General features: G+C 71.9%; 16 protein-coding genes. 9 read left to right on the forward strand and 7 right to left on the reverse strand.

Translation table 11 applies throughout. The annotated features are described in order from the left end of the window. The first annotated feature begins 183 nt into the window (after positions 1-183). The 3 genes from ACFY0X_RS00365 to ACFY0X_RS00375 are packed head-to-tail and all read left to right on the forward strand — an operon-like array spanning position 184 to position 7,537. Positions 184-2,631: a discoidin domain-containing protein gene (locus ACFY0X_RS00365; RefSeq protein ID WP_387747123.1), complete on the forward strand. Its 2,448-nt coding sequence runs from the start codon at positions 184-186 to the stop codon at positions 2,629-2,631. Between the two features lie 23 nt (positions 2,632-2,654). Continuing rightward, a complete protein-coding gene (locus ACFY0X_RS00370) occupies positions 2,655-6,845 on the forward strand; it encodes an NEW3 domain-containing protein (protein ID WP_387747126.1) in 4,191 nt (1,396 codons plus the stop codon). Beyond that, on the forward strand, positions 6,842-7,537 hold the full coding sequence (locus ACFY0X_RS00375; protein WP_387747129.1) for a hypothetical protein: 696 nt from the start codon (positions 6,842-6,844) through the stop codon (positions 7,535-7,537). The genes ACFY0X_RS00370 and ACFY0X_RS00375 overlap by 4 nt, the downstream gene beginning before the upstream one ends. Positions 7,538-7,603: 66 nt before the next feature. On the opposite strand, the gene ACFY0X_RS00380 is transcribed toward ACFY0X_RS00375, so the two are convergent. From ACFY0X_RS00380 to ACFY0X_RS00390, 3 genes are all read right to left on the reverse strand, one after another. Next, entirely contained in the window at positions 7,604-8,128 is a 525-nt protein-coding gene (locus tag ACFY0X_RS00380; RefSeq protein ID WP_387747132.1) for a DUF6879 family protein, read from the reverse strand. A gap of 71 nt (positions 8,129-8,199) precedes the next feature. Further along, positions 8,200-8,403 carry a DUF397 domain-containing protein gene (locus tag ACFY0X_RS00385; RefSeq protein WP_387747135.1) on the reverse strand — a complete coding sequence of 68 codons (204 nt, stop codon included), beginning with the start codon at positions 8,401-8,403 and terminating at the stop codon, positions 8,200-8,202. After that, the gene (locus tag ACFY0X_RS00390) at positions 8,396-9,259 is read right to left on the reverse strand and encodes a helix-turn-helix domain-containing protein (protein WP_387747138.1); all 864 of its coding nucleotides are present in this window, start codon (positions 9,257-9,259) and stop codon (positions 8,396-8,398) included. Before ACFY0X_RS00390 ends, ACFY0X_RS00385 begins: the two co-directional genes overlap by 8 nt. A 313-nt stretch (positions 9,260-9,572) precedes the next feature. Here ACFY0X_RS00390 and ACFY0X_RS00395 point away from each other — a divergent pair, with 313 nt between their 5' ends. The 4 genes from ACFY0X_RS00395 to ACFY0X_RS00410 all read left to right on the forward strand — a co-directional run bounded on the left by ACFY0X_RS00395 (position 9,573) and on the right by ACFY0X_RS00410 (position 11,382). Continuing rightward, positions 9,573-9,935, forward strand: coding sequence for an ATP-binding protein (locus ACFY0X_RS00395; protein ID WP_387747141.1), 363 nt, complete (start codon positions 9,573-9,575; stop codon positions 9,933-9,935). Continuing rightward, a complete protein-coding gene (locus ACFY0X_RS00400) occupies positions 9,932-10,177 on the forward strand; it encodes a hypothetical protein (protein WP_387747144.1) in 246 nt (81 codons plus the stop codon). Before ACFY0X_RS00395 ends, ACFY0X_RS00400 begins: the two co-directional genes overlap by 4 nt. Next, on the forward strand, positions 10,174-10,347 hold the full coding sequence (locus ACFY0X_RS00405; RefSeq protein ID WP_387747147.1) for a hypothetical protein: 174 nt from the start codon (positions 10,174-10,176) through the stop codon (positions 10,345-10,347). Before ACFY0X_RS00400 ends, ACFY0X_RS00405 begins: the two co-directional genes overlap by 4 nt. 660 nt (positions 10,348-11,007) lie before the next feature. Beyond that, positions 11,008-11,382 (forward strand): hypothetical protein, encoded by a 375-nt coding sequence (locus tag ACFY0X_RS00410; protein WP_387747150.1) that lies wholly within the window; start codon positions 11,008-11,010, stop codon positions 11,380-11,382. A gap of 517 nt (positions 11,383-11,899) precedes the next feature. Here ACFY0X_RS00410 and tgmC read toward each other — a convergent pair. Genes tgmC through tgmA form a run of 3 tightly spaced genes read right to left on the reverse strand, consistent with a single transcriptional unit; the run spans position 11,900 to position 14,273 of the window. Next, complete coding sequence (gene tgmC / locus ACFY0X_RS00415) at positions 11,900-13,042, reverse strand: ATP-grasp peptide maturase system methyltransferase (protein WP_387747153.1); 1,143 nt, start codon at positions 13,040-13,042, stop codon at positions 11,900-11,902. Next, positions 13,039-14,001, reverse strand: coding sequence for an ATP-grasp ribosomal peptide maturase (gene tgmB / locus ACFY0X_RS00420; protein WP_387747156.1), 963 nt, complete (start codon positions 13,999-14,001; stop codon positions 13,039-13,041). Before tgmB ends, tgmC begins: the two co-directional genes overlap by 4 nt. Beyond that, positions 14,001-14,273, reverse strand: a complete 273-nt coding sequence (gene tgmA / locus ACFY0X_RS00425) for a putative ATP-grasp-modified RiPP (protein WP_387747159.1) — start codon at positions 14,271-14,273, stop codon at positions 14,001-14,003. Before tgmA ends, tgmB begins: the two co-directional genes overlap by 1 nt. A 159-nt stretch (positions 14,274-14,432) precedes the next feature. On the opposite strand from tgmA, the gene ACFY0X_RS00430 reads away from it, so the two are divergent. Next, entirely contained in the window at positions 14,433-15,746 is a 1,314-nt protein-coding gene (locus ACFY0X_RS00430) for a helix-turn-helix transcriptional regulator (RefSeq protein WP_387747162.1), read from the forward strand. A 579-nt stretch (positions 15,747-16,325) separates the two neighbouring features. After that, the gene (locus ACFY0X_RS00435) at positions 16,326-16,691 is read left to right on the forward strand and encodes a hypothetical protein (protein ID WP_387747165.1); all 366 of its coding nucleotides are present in this window, start codon (positions 16,326-16,328) and stop codon (positions 16,689-16,691) included. A gap of 185 nt (positions 16,692-16,876) precedes the next feature. Here the strand turns inward: ACFY0X_RS00435 and ACFY0X_RS00440 are convergent, their stop codons facing one another. Beyond that, on the reverse strand, positions 16,877-17,416 hold the full coding sequence (locus ACFY0X_RS00440) for a hypothetical protein (protein ID WP_387747168.1): 540 nt from the start codon (positions 17,414-17,416) through the stop codon (positions 16,877-16,879). Positions 17,417-17,448: the final 32 nt, after the last annotated feature.

A 17,448-nucleotide genomic window follows, 5' to 3' on the forward strand; every position in this document is an offset into this window, starting at 1 on the left:
CGCTCCCCGTTCCGCCGTCGCCCCCGGCGCACCGCGGAAGCCCGATGCCCGTCCGGGCTCCCGGCCGAGGGCGGCAGCGGTACGCCCCCCACTCGATCCAGCACCGGCACGCCCGCATGCAGCCGGGCCCGTCCGCGACGGCGGGCCCGCCCCCACCCTCCTCCGCTCGATCGGAGCCACCGCATGTCACGACGCCTCCCCCTGCTGCTCAGCGCCGTCCTCGCGTCGGCCGCGCTGACCACCGCTCCCGCGGCCTGGGCCGACCCGATACCGGCCGCGGCACCCGCCGCCTCTGCCGCGGGAACGGGAAGCCAGCCCTTCGTCTCCTACTGGTACCCCAACAGCATCCTGAACTGGGACCCGGCGACCGACCCGGACGCCCGCTTCAACCGCTCCCGCGTCCCGCTCCAGCCGCGCACCGGCGACCCGGCGCTGCGGGCCAACCCCAACGCCCGGAGCGGCGAGGGGAAGATCGCCTCGCTGGTCTCCTTCGGCCCCACCTCCAACAACCCCTCGCAGGGCTCCGCCGACCCGAACTACTACGCCTTCGGCTACTGGCAGTACGTCGACAAGCTGGTGTTCTGGGGCGGCTCGGCCGGCGAGGGCCTGATCCTGGCCCCCAACCCGACCGTGATCGACGCCGCCCACCGCAACGGCGTCAAGGTGTACGGCACGGTCTTCTTCCCGCCCGGCGCGTACGGCGGCCAGCTCCAGTGGGTCCGCGACTTCGTCCAGAAGTCGGGCAGCCGCTACCCCGTCGCCGACAAGCTCGTCCAGGCCGCGCAGTACTACGGCTTCGACGGCTGGTTCATCAACCAGGAGACCGGCGGCGGCGATTCGGCCCTGGCGGCCGAGGTGCGCAACCTGATGCAGTACACCAAGGCGCAGAGCGGCACCGAGTTCATGTGGTACGACGCGATGACCACCTCCGGCTCGGTCAACTGGCAGAACGCCCTCACCTCGGCCAACTCGCCGTTCCTGCAAGACGGTTCGAAGCGCACCTCGGACTCGATGTTCCTGAACTTCAACTGGTCGGCGAGCGGCCTCGCCTCCTCCCGGACACTGGCCCGGCAGCTGGGCCGCAGCGAGTACGAGCTCTACACCGGCATCGACACCGAGGCCGGCGGCTACAACACCGGGGTGGACTGGAACACCCTCTTCCCGTCCGGGCGGCCGCACACCACCTCGCTCGGCCTCTACCGCCCGGAGTGGACCTGGAAGTCCGCCGCCGACCGCGCCGACTTCTACGCCAAGGACGCCCGCTACTGGGTCGGCGCCGCCAACGACCCGTCCAGGATCGACCTCTCGGCGAGCTGGCCCGGACTGGCCGGCTACGTCGCCGAGTCCTCGCCGATCACCGCCAAGCCCTTCGTCACCAACTTCGACACCGGGCAGGGCGACTTCTACAACGCGGCCGGCACCCGGGTCGCCACCGGCGGCTGGAACAACCTCTCGCTCCAGGACGTCCCGCCCACCTACCGCTGGGTGGTCGAGTCGAGCGGCAGCAGGCTCACCCCGTCCGTCGACTTCACCGACGCCTACCAGGGCGGCTCCTCGCTGCGGCTGAGCGGAAAGCTGGACGCCGCCAACACCGTCCGGCTGTACCAGACCAGGCTGGCGGTCGCCGCGAACACCAAGCTGGACCTGGTGGTCAAGGCCCCGGCCGCCGGGCCGACCAGGCTGAAGGCCGCCGTCTCCTTCACCGACGCGCCGGGCAGCTTCACCACGATCGATGTCGGCTCCAACTCCGGTACCGGCTGGGAGCGGCACACCCTCGACCTCTCCCCGTACGCCGGCCGCACCGTCGCCCAGATCGCCCTGCGGGTCGAGGGCAGCGACCCGTCGTACGACCTTCGGGTCGGCCAAGTCGCCCTCTACGACGGCTCGGTGGAGACCCCGGCGGCACCGTCCGGCCTCACCGTGCTCGGCGCGAGCGACGTCACGCCCGGCTCCAGCCAGTCCCTGCGGCTGTCCTGGACGGCGGCGGCCGGCGGCAACGTGCACCACTACGAGGTGTACCGGCGCAACCCGGACGGCAGCCGCACCTTCCTCGGCGCCACGCCCAACGACGCCTACTTCGTCGGGCGGCTCGACCGGGCCGGCACCGAGAGCGCCGCCACGCTGGACGTCGAGGCGGTGTCCACCACCTACGGGCGCTCCACCGCCGCCTCCACCACGGTGAGTTGGAACGGGACCCCGTCGACCTCCAGCAACCTCGCGCTCAACCGCCCGGCCACCGCCTCCGGCCAGTGCAACGCCAACGAGGGCCCGGCCAAGGCCGTCAACGGCAGCGTCAGCGGCGGGAACGGCGACAAGTGGTGCGCCCTGACGGCCGCCAAGACGCTGGAGGTGGACCTCGGTTCGGCGAAGCAGCTGTCCAGGTTCGTGGTCAAGCACGCCGCGGCCGGCGGCGAGAGCGCGTCGTACAACACCCGCGACTTCGCCATCCAGGTCCGGTCGGGTGTGAACGACCCCTGGACGACGGTCGCCGACGTCACCGGCAACACGGCCGGCACGACGAGCCACCCGGTGAACACCACCGCCCGCTACGTCCGGCTGGTGGTCACCACGCCCGCCCAGACCACCGACCCGGCCGCCCGCATCTACGAGTTCGAGGCCTGGGGCGCGTAGCCCCGTAGGAAAGGAAGCACCCCGTGCCGGTCACCATCACCGCCGTCGAGAGCACCGACCTGTTCGTCGGCCCCGAGCACGCCCCGCGCCAAGTGCTGCGGGTGCGGCTGGAGGGCCCGGCCGCCCGGATCACCGTCAGCGGCCCGGGTGTCCGCGGCGAGGCGACCGGCACGGGGCTGGTCGAGGTCCCGCTGGAGATCAGCGGGGCCTCGCCCGGCGACCGGCTGCCCGTGGTGGTCGGCGTCGAAGGCGCGTCCGCCGAAGGCGTGGTCGACGTCGCCGAGCCCGGCTGGACGATGTTCCTGGTCTCGCACTTCCACTACGACCCGGTCTGGTGGAACACCCAGGCCGCCTACACCTCCCCGTGGGAGCTGCTCTCCGCCGACGCCACCACCCGGCCGCTGTGGGAGCGCAACGGCTTCGCCCTCGTCGACGCCCACCTGGACCTCGCCCTGCGGGACCCGGTGTACAAGTTCGTGCTCGCCGAAGTCGACTACCTGAAGCCCTACTTCGACCAGCACCCGGAGCGCCGCGAGACGCTCCGGCAGCTGCTGGAACGCGGCCAGGTCGAACTCGTCGGCGGCACCTACAACGAGCCCAACACCAACCTCACCGGCGCCGAGACCACCATCCGCAACATCGTCCACGGCATCGGCTACCAGCGCGACATCCTCGGCGGCGACCCGCGGACCGCCTGGCAGCTCGACGTGTTCGGGCACGACCCGCAGTTCCCCGGCCACCTCGCCGCGGCCGGCCTGACCGGCAGCGCCTGGGCGCGCGGCCCCTTCCACCAGTGGGGCCCGATCCAGAAGAACTTCCGCGAGGCCAAGGACGACGCCCGGGTGATGCAGTTCCCGAGCGAGTTCGAGTGGATCGCCCCCGGCGGCGAGGGCGTGCTCACCCACTACATGCCGCACCACTACTCGGCCGGCTGGTGGATGGACTCCTCCGCCGACCTCGCCACCGCCGAACAGGCCGTCTACGAGCTGTACCGCAAGCTCAAGCCGGTGGGCGCGACGAAGAACCTGCTGCTGCCGGTCGGGACGGACTACACCCCGCCGAACAAGTGGGTCACCGAGATCCACCGCTCCTGGGCCGCCAAGTACCTCTGGCCGCGGTTCGTCTGCGCCGTCCCGCGCGACTTCCTCGACGCCGTGCGCGCCGAACTCGCCGCCACCGGACGCCGGCCCAGCCCGCAGACCCGCGACATGAACCCGGTGTACACCGGCAAGGACGTCTCGTACATCGACACCAAGCAGGCCCAACGGGCCGGCGAGGTCGCGGCCGTGGACGCCGAGAAGCTCGCCACCCTCGCCGCCGTCCACGGCCTCGGTCGCTACCCGGCCGCCGCCCTCGACAAGGTCTGGCGCCAACTCGCCTACGGCGCCCACCACGACGCGATCACCGGCTCCGAGTCCGACCAGGTCTACCTGGACCTGCTCGGCGGCTGGCGGGAGGCCTACGACCTGGCCTCCGGCGTCCGGGACGCCGCGCTGGACGCCCTGGCGGCGCGGATCTCCACGGTGGGGCCGGGCCGGGCGATCGTGGTGACCAACCCGCTCTCCTTCGACCGGACCGACCTCGTCACCGTCGAACTCCCTTCCGACGTGAGGTCGGTGAGGGTGCTGGACGACCGGGGCGACGCGGTGCCGAGCGCCGTCGACCGGGGGACGCTGCGCTTCCTGGCCGCCGACGTGCCCGCGCTCGGCTGGCGCACCTGGCGGCTGGTGGAGGGCGCCCCGGAACAGCCGTGGACGGCCGCCGACGGCTTCGTGATCGAGGGCGACCGGTACCGCGTCACCGCCGACCCGGCCCGCGGCGGCGGCCTGTGTTCGGTGTGGGACCTGCGGCACGACCGGGAGTTGATCCAGGACGGCCGGATCGGCAACGAGCTGCGGGTGTACGAGGAGTACCCGCAGCACCCCGACTTCGGCGAGGGCCCCTGGCACCTGGTGCCCAGCGGCCCGGTGGTCGGCTCCGGGGACGGCGTGGCGTCGGTCCGCCGGGAGACCGGGCCGCTCGGCGAGCGGCTGGTGATCGAGGGGACGGTCGACGCGGTCCGGTACGAGCAGACCGTCACGCTCTGGCGCGGCCTCGACCGGGTCGACTGCCGTACCCGGGTGGTGGACTACTCCGGCGCCGACCGGCTGCTGCGACTGCGCTTCCCGGTGGACGTCCCCGGTGGCCTGCCGGTCAGCGAGGTCGCGGGCGCGGTCGTCGGACGCGGCTTCGCGATGCCGGACGTCGACTCGGCGGAGGCGCCGTGGACCCTGGACAACCCGGCCAACACCTGGTTCGGCCTCGGCGCCACCGCGCGGATCGAGCTGACCGACACCGCCGGGACGGCCGTCGGCTCCCGCGCCCTCGGCGTGGCGGAGGTCGTCGTCCCCGCGTTGGACGACGACGCCGACGCCCGTCCGCTGGTCGTCGCGCTCGCCCGGGTCGGCGTCACGGCCACCACCTCGGGGGCGGACTGGGCGCGGTACGGCTGGCTGGACGTGGACTCCAACCTGCCGGACTTCCGGATCGTCGTCGGCGGCCCCGAAGCCAACGAGGCGGCACGGGAGTTGATATCCACGGCGGGGGAGGAGTACGCGGCCGTCCTGAAGGCGCACGGCGCGGTGTGGGTGCCGGCGCTGACGCCGCTCGCCGAGGTCTGGCGGCCGGACGCCGACCTGCGCGACCTGCGGGCGCTGCCGGCGCTCGTCGTCTCCGACGGGGTGGCCGTGGCGGCGCTGGTCGAGGACCTGGCCGACGCCCGGATCACCGCCGTCTGCCCGACGGCGGTCTCCGACCAACTGGCCAACCACACTGTGGCGTTGCTGACATTCGGCCTGCCCGGCTTCGCCGTCGACACCACCGGGGCCCTGCACCTGTCGCTGATGCGCTCCTGCACCGGCTGGCCCTCGGGGGTCTGGATCGACCCGCCCCGGCGCACCCTTCCCGACGGAGCATCCTTCCAGCTCCAGCACTGGACGCACGAGTTCAGCTACGCGCTGGTCGGCGGGGACGGCGACTGGCGCTCGCAGATGCTGCCTGCCCGGGGCCAGGAGTTCAACCACCCGCTGTACGCCCGGATCGCCGAGGCCCAGGACGGGCCGCTGCCGGCCACGCTGTCGTGGCTGCGGGTCGAACCGCAGTGCGAGGTGCTGCTGGGAGCGCTCAAGCCGGCCGGAAACCCGATCGCCCGCGGATCGGCGGCGCCGGTGGGGCCGGATCTGGCCGTCCGGCTGGTCGAGTCGACCGGCCTCGGCCGGACGGCGCGGCTCGGCGGCGCGCTCGGGCTGGGCTCGTTCCAGGCCGCCGACCTGCTGGAACGGCCGCTTCCTTCGGGTGGATCCGGGCTCGACCTCGCCGGGTCGCAGATCGCCACCCTGCTCGCGACCCCCGCCGTCTCGGCTCCGGCGGGCTCGACGGACCTCGGCCCGGCAGCCGAGGTCGCCCAACCCGTCCACGCCCGCTACTGGCTGCACAACCGGGGCCCGGCACCGCTCGGCTACCTGCCGGTGTCGGTCGGCGCCTCGCCCGGGCTGCTGCGGACGACGGGGGAGCCCGTGACGCTCTCGGTCGCCCTCTCCTCCCAGCTGCGGGACGCGGCGGTCGAGGGCACGGCCGTGGTGCTGCCGCCCGAGGGCTGGACGACCAGCCTCGGCAGCCGCCCGTACCGGCTGGAGGCGGACGGGCACCTGCGCTTCCCGGTGACCCTCACCCCGCCGGCCGGCGCCGAGCCCGGGCTCCACTTCGCGGCGGTGCGGATCGAGCACGACGGCCAGCAGATCGAGGACGTGGTCACCATCGCCGTCGGCGACCTCCCCGACCTGCTGCCCGTCCCCGGCGAGACCCCCGAGGACTGGACGATCGCCCAGGGCACCAAGGCCACCACCGGCCGCGACACCGGCCTGACCGTCGAGGTCGCGGCCGAGACCCTGCGGCTCGCCCCCGGCGGCCGGGCCACCCTCGCGCTCACCCTGACCAACCGCACGCGCGGCGAGATCCGCGGCGAGCTGCAGCTGGTCTCCCCGTGGGGCACCTGGGAGGCCATCGCCGAACCGGTCCGGGGCTTCACCGTCCCGCCTGGCTCCTCCACGGTGGTCGAATTCGCCGTCGCCGCCCCCGAATCCACCGATCCGGGCTCGTACTGGGCCCTGGCGAAGGTCATGTGGTTCGGCCGCTGCCAGTACGCCCCGACCGTCGCCCTGGTGGTGGAGGCATGACCCTCGGCCTGCTCGACGGACGCCCCCTCCCGCGTACGGCGCTCGACCGCCGCCTCGCCGCCCTGCGGAACGGCCCCCGCGCCACCGCCCTGCCGCAGCCCGGCAGTTCGGAGGACCGCCAGCTCACCCGGTGGGTCGCCCAGGTGCTGCTGACCGAGGCGTTGTGCGAGACGGTGGCCGCCGAACGCGACCTGCCCGTGGGGTCTTCGCTCCCCGCCCACCTCGACCAACAAGCCGCCGTCGAACTCGGCTCCATCACCGCGGCAGCCTACGAGGGCAGTGCAGCCGTCCGAGCCGTCTACAACTCCGTGACGGCCGACATCGAGCCCTCACCCACCGACGTCGCCCACTACCGCACCATGACCACCCGGCCGCCCGCGGAACGCTGGCATATCGCCCTCGCCGACGGCGAGTTGGAAGCCGACCCCGAAACCCTTCCGAAGGCCCTCGCCGAAGCCCTCCGCACGGCACCGGAGGGCGAGTGGGTCACCACCGGCCCCTGGACAGCCGCCCTCCTCGCCGTGACCACGCCCCCGGAAGCCCCCGACCCCACCCCCGCCCTCCGCGACGCCGCCCGCCGAGCCGCCTTCGTCCGCTGGCTCGACCACGCCCGTGCCCACCGCCTCACCCTGGTCGAGGGCCTGGAACACCCGGGCGACCCCGCCCAACCCGACAACCACCACCGCCACTGAGCTGGCCCCTTCCGGGCGGCCCTTCGCCCCGTGGAGCGAAGGGCCGCCCACGGGTGTCATGGGGAGTCAGACGATGAACTCCTCGTGGGGGATGCCCGCCGCCCACACGGCCTCGAATGCCGCCGAGCAGAGCCGCACCGCCGCTTCGTCCTCCGTGAAGGTGTGCCCCGCCCAGTCCCCGTCGCCCGTGAACCAGTGGAAGAGCACCAGTCGCCGGTCGATCAGCCAGAAGTCGTTGCCCGGCAGGGCGATGGTCGACGCCCGGCTTCGGGGGAGCCACCGGACCCGTTCGCCGGCCGCGAGGTTGACGGGGGTGAGGGCGTGCTCGTACCTGATGTAGTCGGTCACCGGCTCCGAGACGATGCGGGCGCGGCGCATGACGACGCCCCGGGAGATCGCGTCCTCCACCAGGGGAATCCACGTCGGCCAGAACGACGCGTTCGGGTCGTCGTCCACCTCGCCGGTCCTCTTGAAGCGATCGAAGGACTCGGCCTCGTCACCGACCGAGTAGCTGTCATGCATCTCCAGGTGCACGGCGGAGCGCCTCGCACCCCTCAGCAACTCGGCGAAGTCCGGCGCGTTCTGCGTCATCACAGGCCTTCCTCAAGGTCGGGACCAACCTGTACCGGCCCCTCGCTCCGCGGAGCGAGGGGCCGGTGGTGTCAGGTGGCGGAGTCGGCGTGGTGGTCGAACTCGCCGGCCTTGGCGGCGTCGAGGAACGTGGCGAAGCTGACGGAGGCGGTGCGGACTATGACGTCGGCGTCGTCGGACTCGCGGAGCTCCACCAGCCCACATTCTGTGCGCAGTTCGACACAGTTGTCCGTTGCGCCGGAGAAGCTGGACTTCTGCCACGTGGAGCTAGCCATGCTCTTGTTCCATTTCTTTCTTGACAGATCGGATCAAGTCTCGTGAGGCCTCCTCGGACAGGGCCGTGGAGTCCATCTGCGCGATCAGGGCGCGGAACCTCGCGAGGTGAGCCGGAGCGTCGAAGAGACGGATCCCGTGTCCGGTGTCCATCTCTGCACTGTCCAACTCGGTGATCGGCCCTGCCGCATAGGTGAAGTTCTCGCTGGGGCTCGGGACGACCCCGGCGCTGAACGGCACCACTCGAACGGAGATGTTCGGGTGTTCCGAGTCTACGTCCAGTGCGTTGAGCTGTTCGGTGAGCACCCGAGGCCCGCCGAACTGCATGTGGAGGGCGGCCTGATGGATGAACGCCGTGTAGGGCACGGCACCGGAGCGGACCACTCGCTGGCGCTGTATGCGAAAGGCGGTCCTGAGGTCGATCTCGTGGTGCGGCAGCGGAGGGTAGGTCTGGGCGAACAGCGCGGTGGCGTAGGCGCCGGTCTGCAACAGGCCGGGGATCAAGGACGTCGAGTACGTGGTCAGCCGCTCCGCGTCGCTCTCAAGCTCGGCGACCTCGAGGAAGTCCGTCGCCAGGGTGTCCCGGTACTCCTCCCACCAACTGCTCCTACCACGGTTCGTGATGATCTCGGCGAGTGCGTCGATCAGGGGTTGATTGACGCACATGCAGGTCGCGGCGATCGTATGAAGCCGTTCGACACTGATGCCGATCTTTCCGGCCTCCATCTGTGTCACCTGGGCCGGATTCATTCCGACGGCACGGCCGAGCTGACTGCCGCCGAAGCCGGCCTGTTCCCGCATCCTTCGAAGCTCTGCGCCGAGTCGGCGTTGGCGGAGTGTGGGGTTGCTGCGAGCCATTGGTTCCTTCCGCGGCGAGGGTGATCCCAGTCTGCCGCGCAGGTCGGGCGACGGTCCATCTGCGGGCTGGCGATGCCACCTTAGAGGGAATATCGCGGATCCATGGAAATTTTATCACGGCCCTGCGCTATGGTCGCCGTCAGATCGATCCGACGGATCGTCAGTAACGCTCGTTCTCCCGGGCAGCAGGCGCCTGCTGCCCGCGCACCGCAGAGCAGTCACGCGCGGCATCAACCAGCCCTGCCCTGACTTGGCTCACGGCGACGAATCCGCCGGCTCACCTCTCCCACGCCACCACCTCACGGAGGTTCCCGTGTGCACCCGTAACACGCCCTCGATCATTCTCACCCGGCAGGCCCTGCGGGACGCCCTGGCCCGCGCCGGCTGGGCGTCCGAGACCGTCTTCAACGCCGAACTCGCCCTCTGCGAGCTCATCGTCAACGCCTGGCGGCACGGTGCCACGGCCGCCCCCGTCGTCTACTTCTCCCTGCTCGGCCGTACCCTCCGCGTCTCCGTCGCGGACGAGAGCGACGTGCTCCCCGAACAGCGTCTGCCCACCGACCTCGGCGAGTGCGGCCGCGGCCTCCAGCTCGTCCAGGGGCTGACCCACCGCTGGGGCGTCGACCCCCAGAAGCGCGGCAAGGTCGTCTGGTACGAGCTGGAGTCGCTCGCGTGACCCGCGAGCCCGTCGCGCCGGACGACCCCCGGATGCGCGACTACACCGGGCCGCAGATCACGGCGCTCCTGGGCGAGTTGCACAGGCGCGGAATGCCGTTCGGGCTTCTCTGGGGCTCCGCCTCGGCCGGTGAGTCCACCCCCGACGGCCGCATCCTGGTCGACTTCGGCCATGCGCCGGTCAGCACCCTGCTGAACCTCCTCCACCTCCTGCCCGGCCCGGAAGGGGGCGACCGCAGATGAGTCCCGGTACCGCGACCTTCCTGGTCGGCGCCGCGTTCGCCGACCTCCTGGCACTCGCGTTCACCACCGTCGCCCTCGGTGCGGTCACAGCCCTCCGGATTCCCAGGCCCGATGCGCCGGTCGGCCCCGAACGCCGGAACCAGCACCCGACCCGGCGCACACCCACGTGAACGCGCCGGACGCGGCCGGGCCGAGTCGCCCGACTCGGCCCGGCCATGAACGCGCCCAATTCCTCACCCCGGTCAGCCGCGTGGAACGCCCCGGCGGCCCCGCCCAACCCGAGAACATCGACTTGGGGTCCGCTTCGACCCCACTCCTTTGCGCTCTTGACGGCCAACCGGCTCCGCGGGACGGTGTCCCGCGAGCGAGTGCAGGCGGTCTACTGGCGCCCGCCCGGTCTGGCCGGCGTTCGAGCAACTGGACGCCGGTGACGCGCGGTACGCCGCCGCGCAGGTCCGCTACGGACTCGGCGGCGTCCTGTACGCCCTCGACGGCCCGCTGCGGTGCCTGCGGCGGGCGGCCTGAACGGGGCCGCCGACCAATCATTGAACATGTTCAAAATATCTGGCAAGCTTGCCCCGGGACGGCCGCTGCTCCCTGCAGCGCTGGGCGCATGCTGCCGAGACAGTCAACCGAGGGGCGGAGTCATGGGAGCGGAGCGCGCGTTTCCAGCCGGAACCGGCAAGGCTGGGCGGCCTTCGTTGCGGGTCGGTGACAGAGTGCGATGCCCGGCCTACCGGCTCGGCAGGCCCTTCGGGCGGATGGCGGCAGTTCTCGGGTGCCTGGTTCTCGCGTGCACCTCGTGTGCGGGGGCCGGCGGCGGCGAAGCCGTGATCCAGCAGGTTGATCTGGTGGGCGACTGGGGCAATGCAGCCGGCGCCAGAGTGCACATGGCTGCCGACCACAGCCTGACGGCGAGTGGACTCACCCACGCCGTGCCCGACTACACCTGCTCTCCGAGCATCACGACCGGCAGGTGGCTGTTCTTCGCACCGCACGGCTCGCCGAACAGCTACATCTCCTCGGAGTCGGCGACCGAAGGCAAGTCGCTCACGGCTGAGGCGGACCTTGGCACGAGGCTCGACTGCAGCCTCCATGCCCAGGTCCAGCACGATGATCAGGGCTTCAACATCTGCCTTGCCATCGACCCTGATCAGACGTGCACCGCTGCAGAGCTCCTCCGCAAGGCCTCAACACGACCGTGACGCAACCCCTGACTCAAGATCGCCTTCGGTGCTGACGCAGTCATTTCGAAACGATCAGTAAGGCGGCGCGACGCCCGTCCGGGACATCCCGGACGGGCGTCGCGCCGCCTCCGCACCGGTGCCGTCGGGCTTCGCGCCACGCCTACGCGTCGGCCGCCGGCTTTCCGGAGACGCCCGCAGTGGCAGGAGCGCCGACGGTGCGCAGAGCGGGAGCATTGCCGGAAGTGGGGGCCAGGATCTCGTTGAGAGGACGTCAGTCATCCCGTACTCGGACCTGTCCCCGGGAGACGCCGAGTGCGGTACGTGCACCGCTGCCATCGGTTCGGTCGTCCCCGAACGCTGGAACGAGTACCCGACCGGGTGCGTGCTTGCCTGACCGTGCCGACAGCCGGGCCGAGTCGTCCGACTCGCCCCGCCGCGCTCGCCCCGCCGTGCTCGCCCCGCCGCGCTCGTGCCGTGCGCGGCGGGGCCGAAGAGGTTCGGGATCTGTGGGGTGGCCCGGCCGGGCCGCTGTGCGTCAGATCGGGAGGTCCCAGCCGGGGCCGTCCTCGGTGCGGAGCCAGACCTGCTGGCCGGTGGGTGAGACCGTGATGCCGAATTCCTCCTGGCGGGGTTCGCCGGCGGCCTGCCAGCGGTGCACCGCCTGCTCGACCCGGTCCCACAGGCGGACGGGACCGTGCTGGACGACTGTCCACCCGCCGTCGTGGTCGCGGGCGGTCCGGGCCTGGGAACCGGTGGACACGTCCCAGAGGATCTGTTCCGCTCCCGCCCCCAGGCGCTCGGCCGAGGGCGCCGCGAGCTGGGCGATCCAACCGCCGGTCCAGTCGTCGAGCTTCGCGGGGTCGATCCGGCTCGGGCGCTCCTCCCCGGGGAGGAGCGCCAGCGTCGGGCGGGGCGGCCGGTCGTGGGGGCGGGCGATCATGAAGCTGGTGCAGCCGGGCAGGAAGCGGCCCGTGGCCTCTCCCGGGCCGGTCACGTCGAGCAGCGCGAGGGCGTTGGCGTAACCCCACCCGGACAGCGTGACCAGGATCCTTCCCCCCGGCTCCACCTGATGAAGCCACGGCAGCGGGATGTACCGGACCGAGCAGGTGGCGATCAGCCGGTCGTACCGCCCACCGTCCGGATCACCGCGCAGCCCGTCGCCGATGACCAATCGGGGCGCGAAGTTCGCCGCCTTGAGCGCCGCTGCGGCAGCCGCGCCCACCACGGGGTCGTACTCGATGCTGGTGAGGCTGCCGTCCCCGAGGCGGTGCGCGCCGAGGGCGGTCGAGTAACCGGTCCCGGTGCCGATCTCCAGCACCCGGTGTCCGGGCTCGGCGCCGAGCCGGTGCCACATGCGCAGGACCAGCGAGGGCAGGGTGGACGACGAGGACGGGGAACCGTGTACGGCCTCCTCGGACACGTCGTCGGCCCGGATGCGGCCGTCGAGTTGAGTGATCAGCGTTTCGTCGGAGTAGACACCCTCCAGCCATCCGGGCTCGCCCTCGCGGACGGGCCGGTAGCTGGTGGGGGCGCTGCCCGCCACCGGCCGGAAGTAGGATCCGGTGAACAGCTCGCGGGGCACCGCCCTGACGGCGCTGCCCCACTCGGGCTCCATGGGGGTGCCGTCCTCGGCGAGCCTGTCCGCCAGGGCGGCGCGAAGCCGGGTTGCCGTGTTCATGTGTCGGGGCCCTTCTCCAACTGGTCGGCGATGGCGTGGGCGATCGCCGTGGTGGTCTCCGTCGGCTGCCACGCCCACTGGCCGTTCGGATTGCACTCGAGGAAGTACCAGTCGCCGACGGCGGTGACGGCGAAGTCGAACGCGCCGTAGCCCAAACGGAGTTCGGCCAGGTAGGCGGTGATCGGACGGCTGACCGACCGGGGCACCTCGATCGGTGTGCACGTCATCAGCTCCTGGCGGTAGCGCCAGTCGAGATCAGGGCTGTCGATCCGGATCCCGTACAGCCGGCCGCCGATCGCGGTCACCCGTACGTCGAACGCCTTGCCGACCTTGGCCTGGAACATGTGCGGGCAGACCGACACGGCGTCGGCGATCTCGGCCCCCAGAACCTCCCGGACCCACACGCTGTGCGGCCGGCCCGCCACGCGGTAGGGCGTGTTCCACACCGGCTTGTAGACCACCCCGGCGGGCTGGCAGGTGGCGAACGCCCGTGCCTCGTCGGGGTCGTTGGTGATCACTGTGCTGGGCACCAGGAACCCGCAGCGCTGCGCGGTCGAGAGCTGGCCGGGCTTGAACTCGGCGGCCCGGTTGTTCCACGGGTGATTGAGGTAGTGGGCGCCCGGCAGTGACGTGAGGATTCCCCCGGCGCCCCACAGCGCCTGTTCGGCGGCGAACCGGCGGTCCTGGTCGCTCAGCCCCTGCGGCCCCTCGTACGGCGAGGGCCGACGCACCCAGACGGACCGGATCCGAGTGGTGTCGATCTCCCGGCTTGCCGTGCGCAGGGTGCCCCGCTGCTCGCCCGTGCGGTACGCGGCGGTCAGCGAGGCGCCCGCGTGCAGGTCGGTGCCGGGGTCGAGGCGGACCACGGGCACCCGGCGGTCGGCGAGAAGCCGCAACACCACGTCCGCCGTCACGTCGTAGGCGTTGGTCAGCACCAGGACCGACCTGCTGTCACCCATCAGCCGGAACTCTGGTCCTGGTCGTAGGACTCGGTGGTGTCCGCGTCGGTCGCACCGCCCGGCCCGGCCCCGTCGCCCGGGGTGGTCATCGTGGAAGTGAGGCCGCTCGTGCTGGTGCCGTGGCTGCCCAGCTCGACGGTTCGGCCGTGGTCGTCCACGATGACCGCAATCTGCGTCTCGGGGTCGATCACGGGCGTGTGCTCCGGGATCGTGGGGGTGGCCGCGTACGGAGCCATCCGTCGCGTGCCCCACGGCGCGGGCGACTGCGTCATGTTCTGCGCCTCCGTTTCCGTCCTGCGAAGGAAGTCCTTCGGTGTATCGCGAGTACACCGCAACTCGTCCTCACCGGCCAGGCTTCGTCTGTTGTCCCGGGGTTGTCCCGCCCGTGTCGGCGATATGCTCGCGGTCACTGCCGATGATGGGATTGGCCCGTGGACGACCCGATCCGGCATCCCCTCGCCCATGCGCGTGAACTGCGCGGCTGGTCTCAGGGGGATCTCGCCGCCCGTCTCGACAGGGCCGCTCGCGGCCAAGGGCTGCGCTCCGGCGCCGACAAGACCGCCGTGAGCCGGTGGGAGAACGGGCGCAAGACCCCAAACCCCGACTCCCAGCTCCTCCTCGCCGAAGTCTTCGGCGTCACGGTCTCGGAGATGGCGGCGTACGGCTGGCCCTACTGGCTGCCCGGCCGCGACGAGCCGCTGTCGTTGGGCGTCGGCCACACCGTCCAAGCACTCCACGACGCACAGAGAGCCCTCATGGACCGTCGCACCTTCATGACGTACAGCGCCGTTTCCCTGGCGGGGCTCGCCGCCCAGTGGGCGGTGATCGAGCCCGAGCGTCTGAACTCCGCGCCGGGCGGCCGGCGGGTGGACGACGGACTCGTGGACTGGCTGGAGGCGACCAGCAGGGAGTTGACGGCTCTGCCGACCGAACAGCGCCAGCACACCGCCCGGTTGCTGGATGCCCAGCTGGCCACGGTGACCGACCTGATCGCCGACGGCCGCTACGGCGAGGCCATCGGCCGACGCCTCCATCTCCTGGCGGCCTCGCTGGCCACCACCTGCGGCTGGTACCGCTTCGACCAGGGGAGGCACTGGGCGGCCGGCAAGCTCTGGGGAGCCGCCCTGCAGTCCGCCCACGCGGCGGGTGACCGCGACCACGGTGCGGGGGTGCTCTCGGACTTCGCCTACCAGTCGAACTGGCTCGGCGAACCGAAGGTCTCGGTCGATCAGCTCGGGTACGCCCTGTCCGGGACGCGGCATCCCACCGCCAGGTCGCTGCTGCTCCTGCGCCGCGCCAGGGCGTACGCCACGCTGGGCGAGCGTGCGGCCTGCTACCGGGATCTGTCGGCGTCCGAGACCGCGCTCGGGACGGATTCGGCGGACCCGGCCCCGGACTGGTGTGCGTGGATGGGCCCGGCCGACCTCGCCGTCGACTCCGGGCAGTGCCTGCTCGACCTCGGCCGTACCGGGGAAGCGCACGTGCGGATCGCCGAGGGCATGGCGCTGCTGCCCCGCGCCCGCGACAAGACGCGCGGGATCTTCCTGACGTACCAGGCCGGCGGCTACCTGCAGTCCAAGGACGTCGAGCAGGCGCTCGCCGTCGCCCGGGAGGCGCTGGACTTGGCCACGCGCATCGGGGCCCCACGGTGCGTCGCACTGGTGCGCGACCTCGCGCCCGGATTCCGGCGATACCGCCAACTGGGCGATGTACGCGAGATATTGACGCGACTCCAGAACAGTTGACCGCGCTCGGCGGCGCGACCGCCGCCGAGGTGATCGCCGTCCTCGGGACCGACGATCCGGACCGGGCCGCCGAACTGATCACCGCCCTGCTCGATCGCCATCCGGCCCGCCCCCAGGTCAGTCTGCCCGGCCGGCGCCCTGTTCCCCGCACACCCGCGCCCCCGCCGGTGCCGGCCTCACTCGCAGCGCTACTGCGTCCCGCGCTGCGTCCCCCGGGTGCGGGTCGCCGCGTACCGGGCCCAGAAGGGCGAGCGGCAAGGCCGAACTCCGGGCCGACGTTCGTGCAGATGGCCGACCGCCCGACCCGTCCCGATGGTGCGGGACGTACCCCTTGGGTCGCCCGTGCCACCCCGTGCCAACGGGACACATTGCCAGCGACCTTACGCCGCTGCGTAGTTGACGGTAGTCGTTCGACTACGTCACGATCGACGGACCGCCGAGGTCGGCGCCCGCCGGCCGCGCCGCGAACCGCTCGCCGCGAGTCATGTGCCGGGCCGCGAGCCGCGCGCCCTGAACCGCCGCGCCGCCCCCGTCGCCCGGCCCGGATGTCCACCCGCGCACCCGTGTGGAGGTACCGCCATGTCCAAGCACCGTTTCGCCGTCCACGGAGCCGTCGTCGCCGCTATGGCCCTCCTCTCCCTGCTCGTCCCGCTCACCGGCGCCCACGCCGCGCCGCCCGCCGACTCCTGCACCCAGAACTGGAGCATCAGCTCCGGCCAGGGCTACGCGAACGGCAAGTGGTGCAACTACGACACCAAGGTCGTCGGCACGGTGCACGACACCAAGGCGGACGGCCGCTGTCCCTACGTGCGCGGCGGCCTCTCCAACGGCGGCTACGTCGACAGCGACTGGGCCGGCGGCAAGGGCAAGTCCCGCGCCATCACCCTCCACGCCCCCTCGGGCACCCGCTTCACCAGCCTCAGCATGCGCTCCATCGGCTGCTGACGCCGACCGCGGGCGGGTACGCGCCGACCAGGGAGACGGCTGGTAAATCCGCCCGCCCCAGGCCGTCTTCGCGGCCAGGCGGAATGAACGCGCCTGCCGGCCGCCCGCCGGATCGGCGGACGGCCGGCAGGCGCCTCAGGAAGTGCTCGGCACGGAAGTTGCGCAGCGTGGCGTCAGGCCCCTGGTTAGGAGCCGCCCAGGTAGCGGGATTCCATGTACACCGTCCGCTCCGTCTGTCCCGGGTCCACCACCACACTGAAACGGCTTCCGGTGGAGGTCTTGAAGTCCACGAAGAGGTCGTAGGTCACTGCCTTGTCGAAGGTCCATCCGAAGCCGCGAGTCTCGGCGTCGTCGAACCCGGTCTGGTTCCCCTGCCCCGGGGTCCAGTGCACGGGGCGGGCGAGGTCGGCCGAGTGAGCGGAAAGGAATCGGTCCACACAGTCCTTCGAGGCCCGGAAGCTCAGGTTCAGGTTCTGACCGGGGTACTTCGCGCTCCCGGAGAACCCGACGCCTTGCAGGTCGCACGCGGGGAGGTCCAGGCCGAACGCCTTCGCGACCCCTTCGAGGGTCTGCCCCTTCGGGGAACTCGGGTACGCCCTGGGGTCCGGGTCCGCCGTCGTGCAGCCGACCGCCAGGGCGAGGGTGACGACCACGCTCGCGGCCACCGCCGCTGCGCGTCGCACCGCCCCGTAGCCGGGCGATCCCGCCGTGTTCCGTACTCGCATCAGTGTCCTTTCCCGGGCGGGCGCCGTCCCGC

Origin of the sequence: Kitasatospora sp. NPDC001547 (assembly GCF_042894165.1) — a bacterium.
Lineage (GTDB): Bacteria > Actinomycetota > Actinomycetes > Streptomycetales > Streptomycetaceae > Kitasatospora.

Excerpts from the sequence above, each read along its gene's own strand:
- ACFY0X_RS00365 (WP_387747123.1), top strand. The coding sequence starts at position 184 with ATGTCACGACGCCTCCCCCTGCTGCTCAGCGCCGTCCTCGCGTCGGCC.
- ACFY0X_RS00375 (WP_387747129.1), top strand. The coding sequence starts at position 6,842 with ATGACCCTCGGCCTGCTCGACGGACGCCCCCTCCCGCGTACGGCGCTC.
- ACFY0X_RS00380 (WP_387747132.1), bottom strand. The coding sequence starts at position 8,128 with ATGACGCAGAACGCGCCGGACTTCGCCGAGTTGCTGAGGGGTGCGAGG.
- ACFY0X_RS00385 (WP_387747135.1), bottom strand. The coding sequence starts at position 8,403 with ATGGCTAGCTCCACGTGGCAGAAGTCCAGCTTCTCCGGCGCAACGGAC.
- ACFY0X_RS00390 (WP_387747138.1), bottom strand. The coding sequence starts at position 9,259 with ATGGCTCGCAGCAACCCCACACTCCGCCAACGCCGACTCGGCGCAGAG.
- ACFY0X_RS00405 (WP_387747147.1), top strand. The coding sequence starts at position 10,174 with ATGAGTCCCGGTACCGCGACCTTCCTGGTCGGCGCCGCGTTCGCCGAC.
- tgmC (WP_387747153.1), bottom strand. The coding sequence starts at position 13,042 with ATGAACACGGCAACCCGGCTTCGCGCCGCCCTGGCGGACAGGCTCGCC.
- tgmB (WP_387747156.1), bottom strand. The coding sequence starts at position 14,001 with ATGGGTGACAGCAGGTCGGTCCTGGTGCTGACCAACGCCTACGACGTG.
- tgmA (WP_387747159.1), bottom strand. The coding sequence starts at position 14,273 with ATGACGCAGTCGCCCGCGCCGTGGGGCACGCGACGGATGGCTCCGTAC.
- ACFY0X_RS00435 (WP_387747165.1), top strand. The coding sequence starts at position 16,326 with ATGTCCAAGCACCGTTTCGCCGTCCACGGAGCCGTCGTCGCCGCTATG.
- ACFY0X_RS00440 (WP_387747168.1), bottom strand. The coding sequence starts at position 17,416 with ATGCGAGTACGGAACACGGCGGGATCGCCCGGCTACGGGGCGGTGCGA.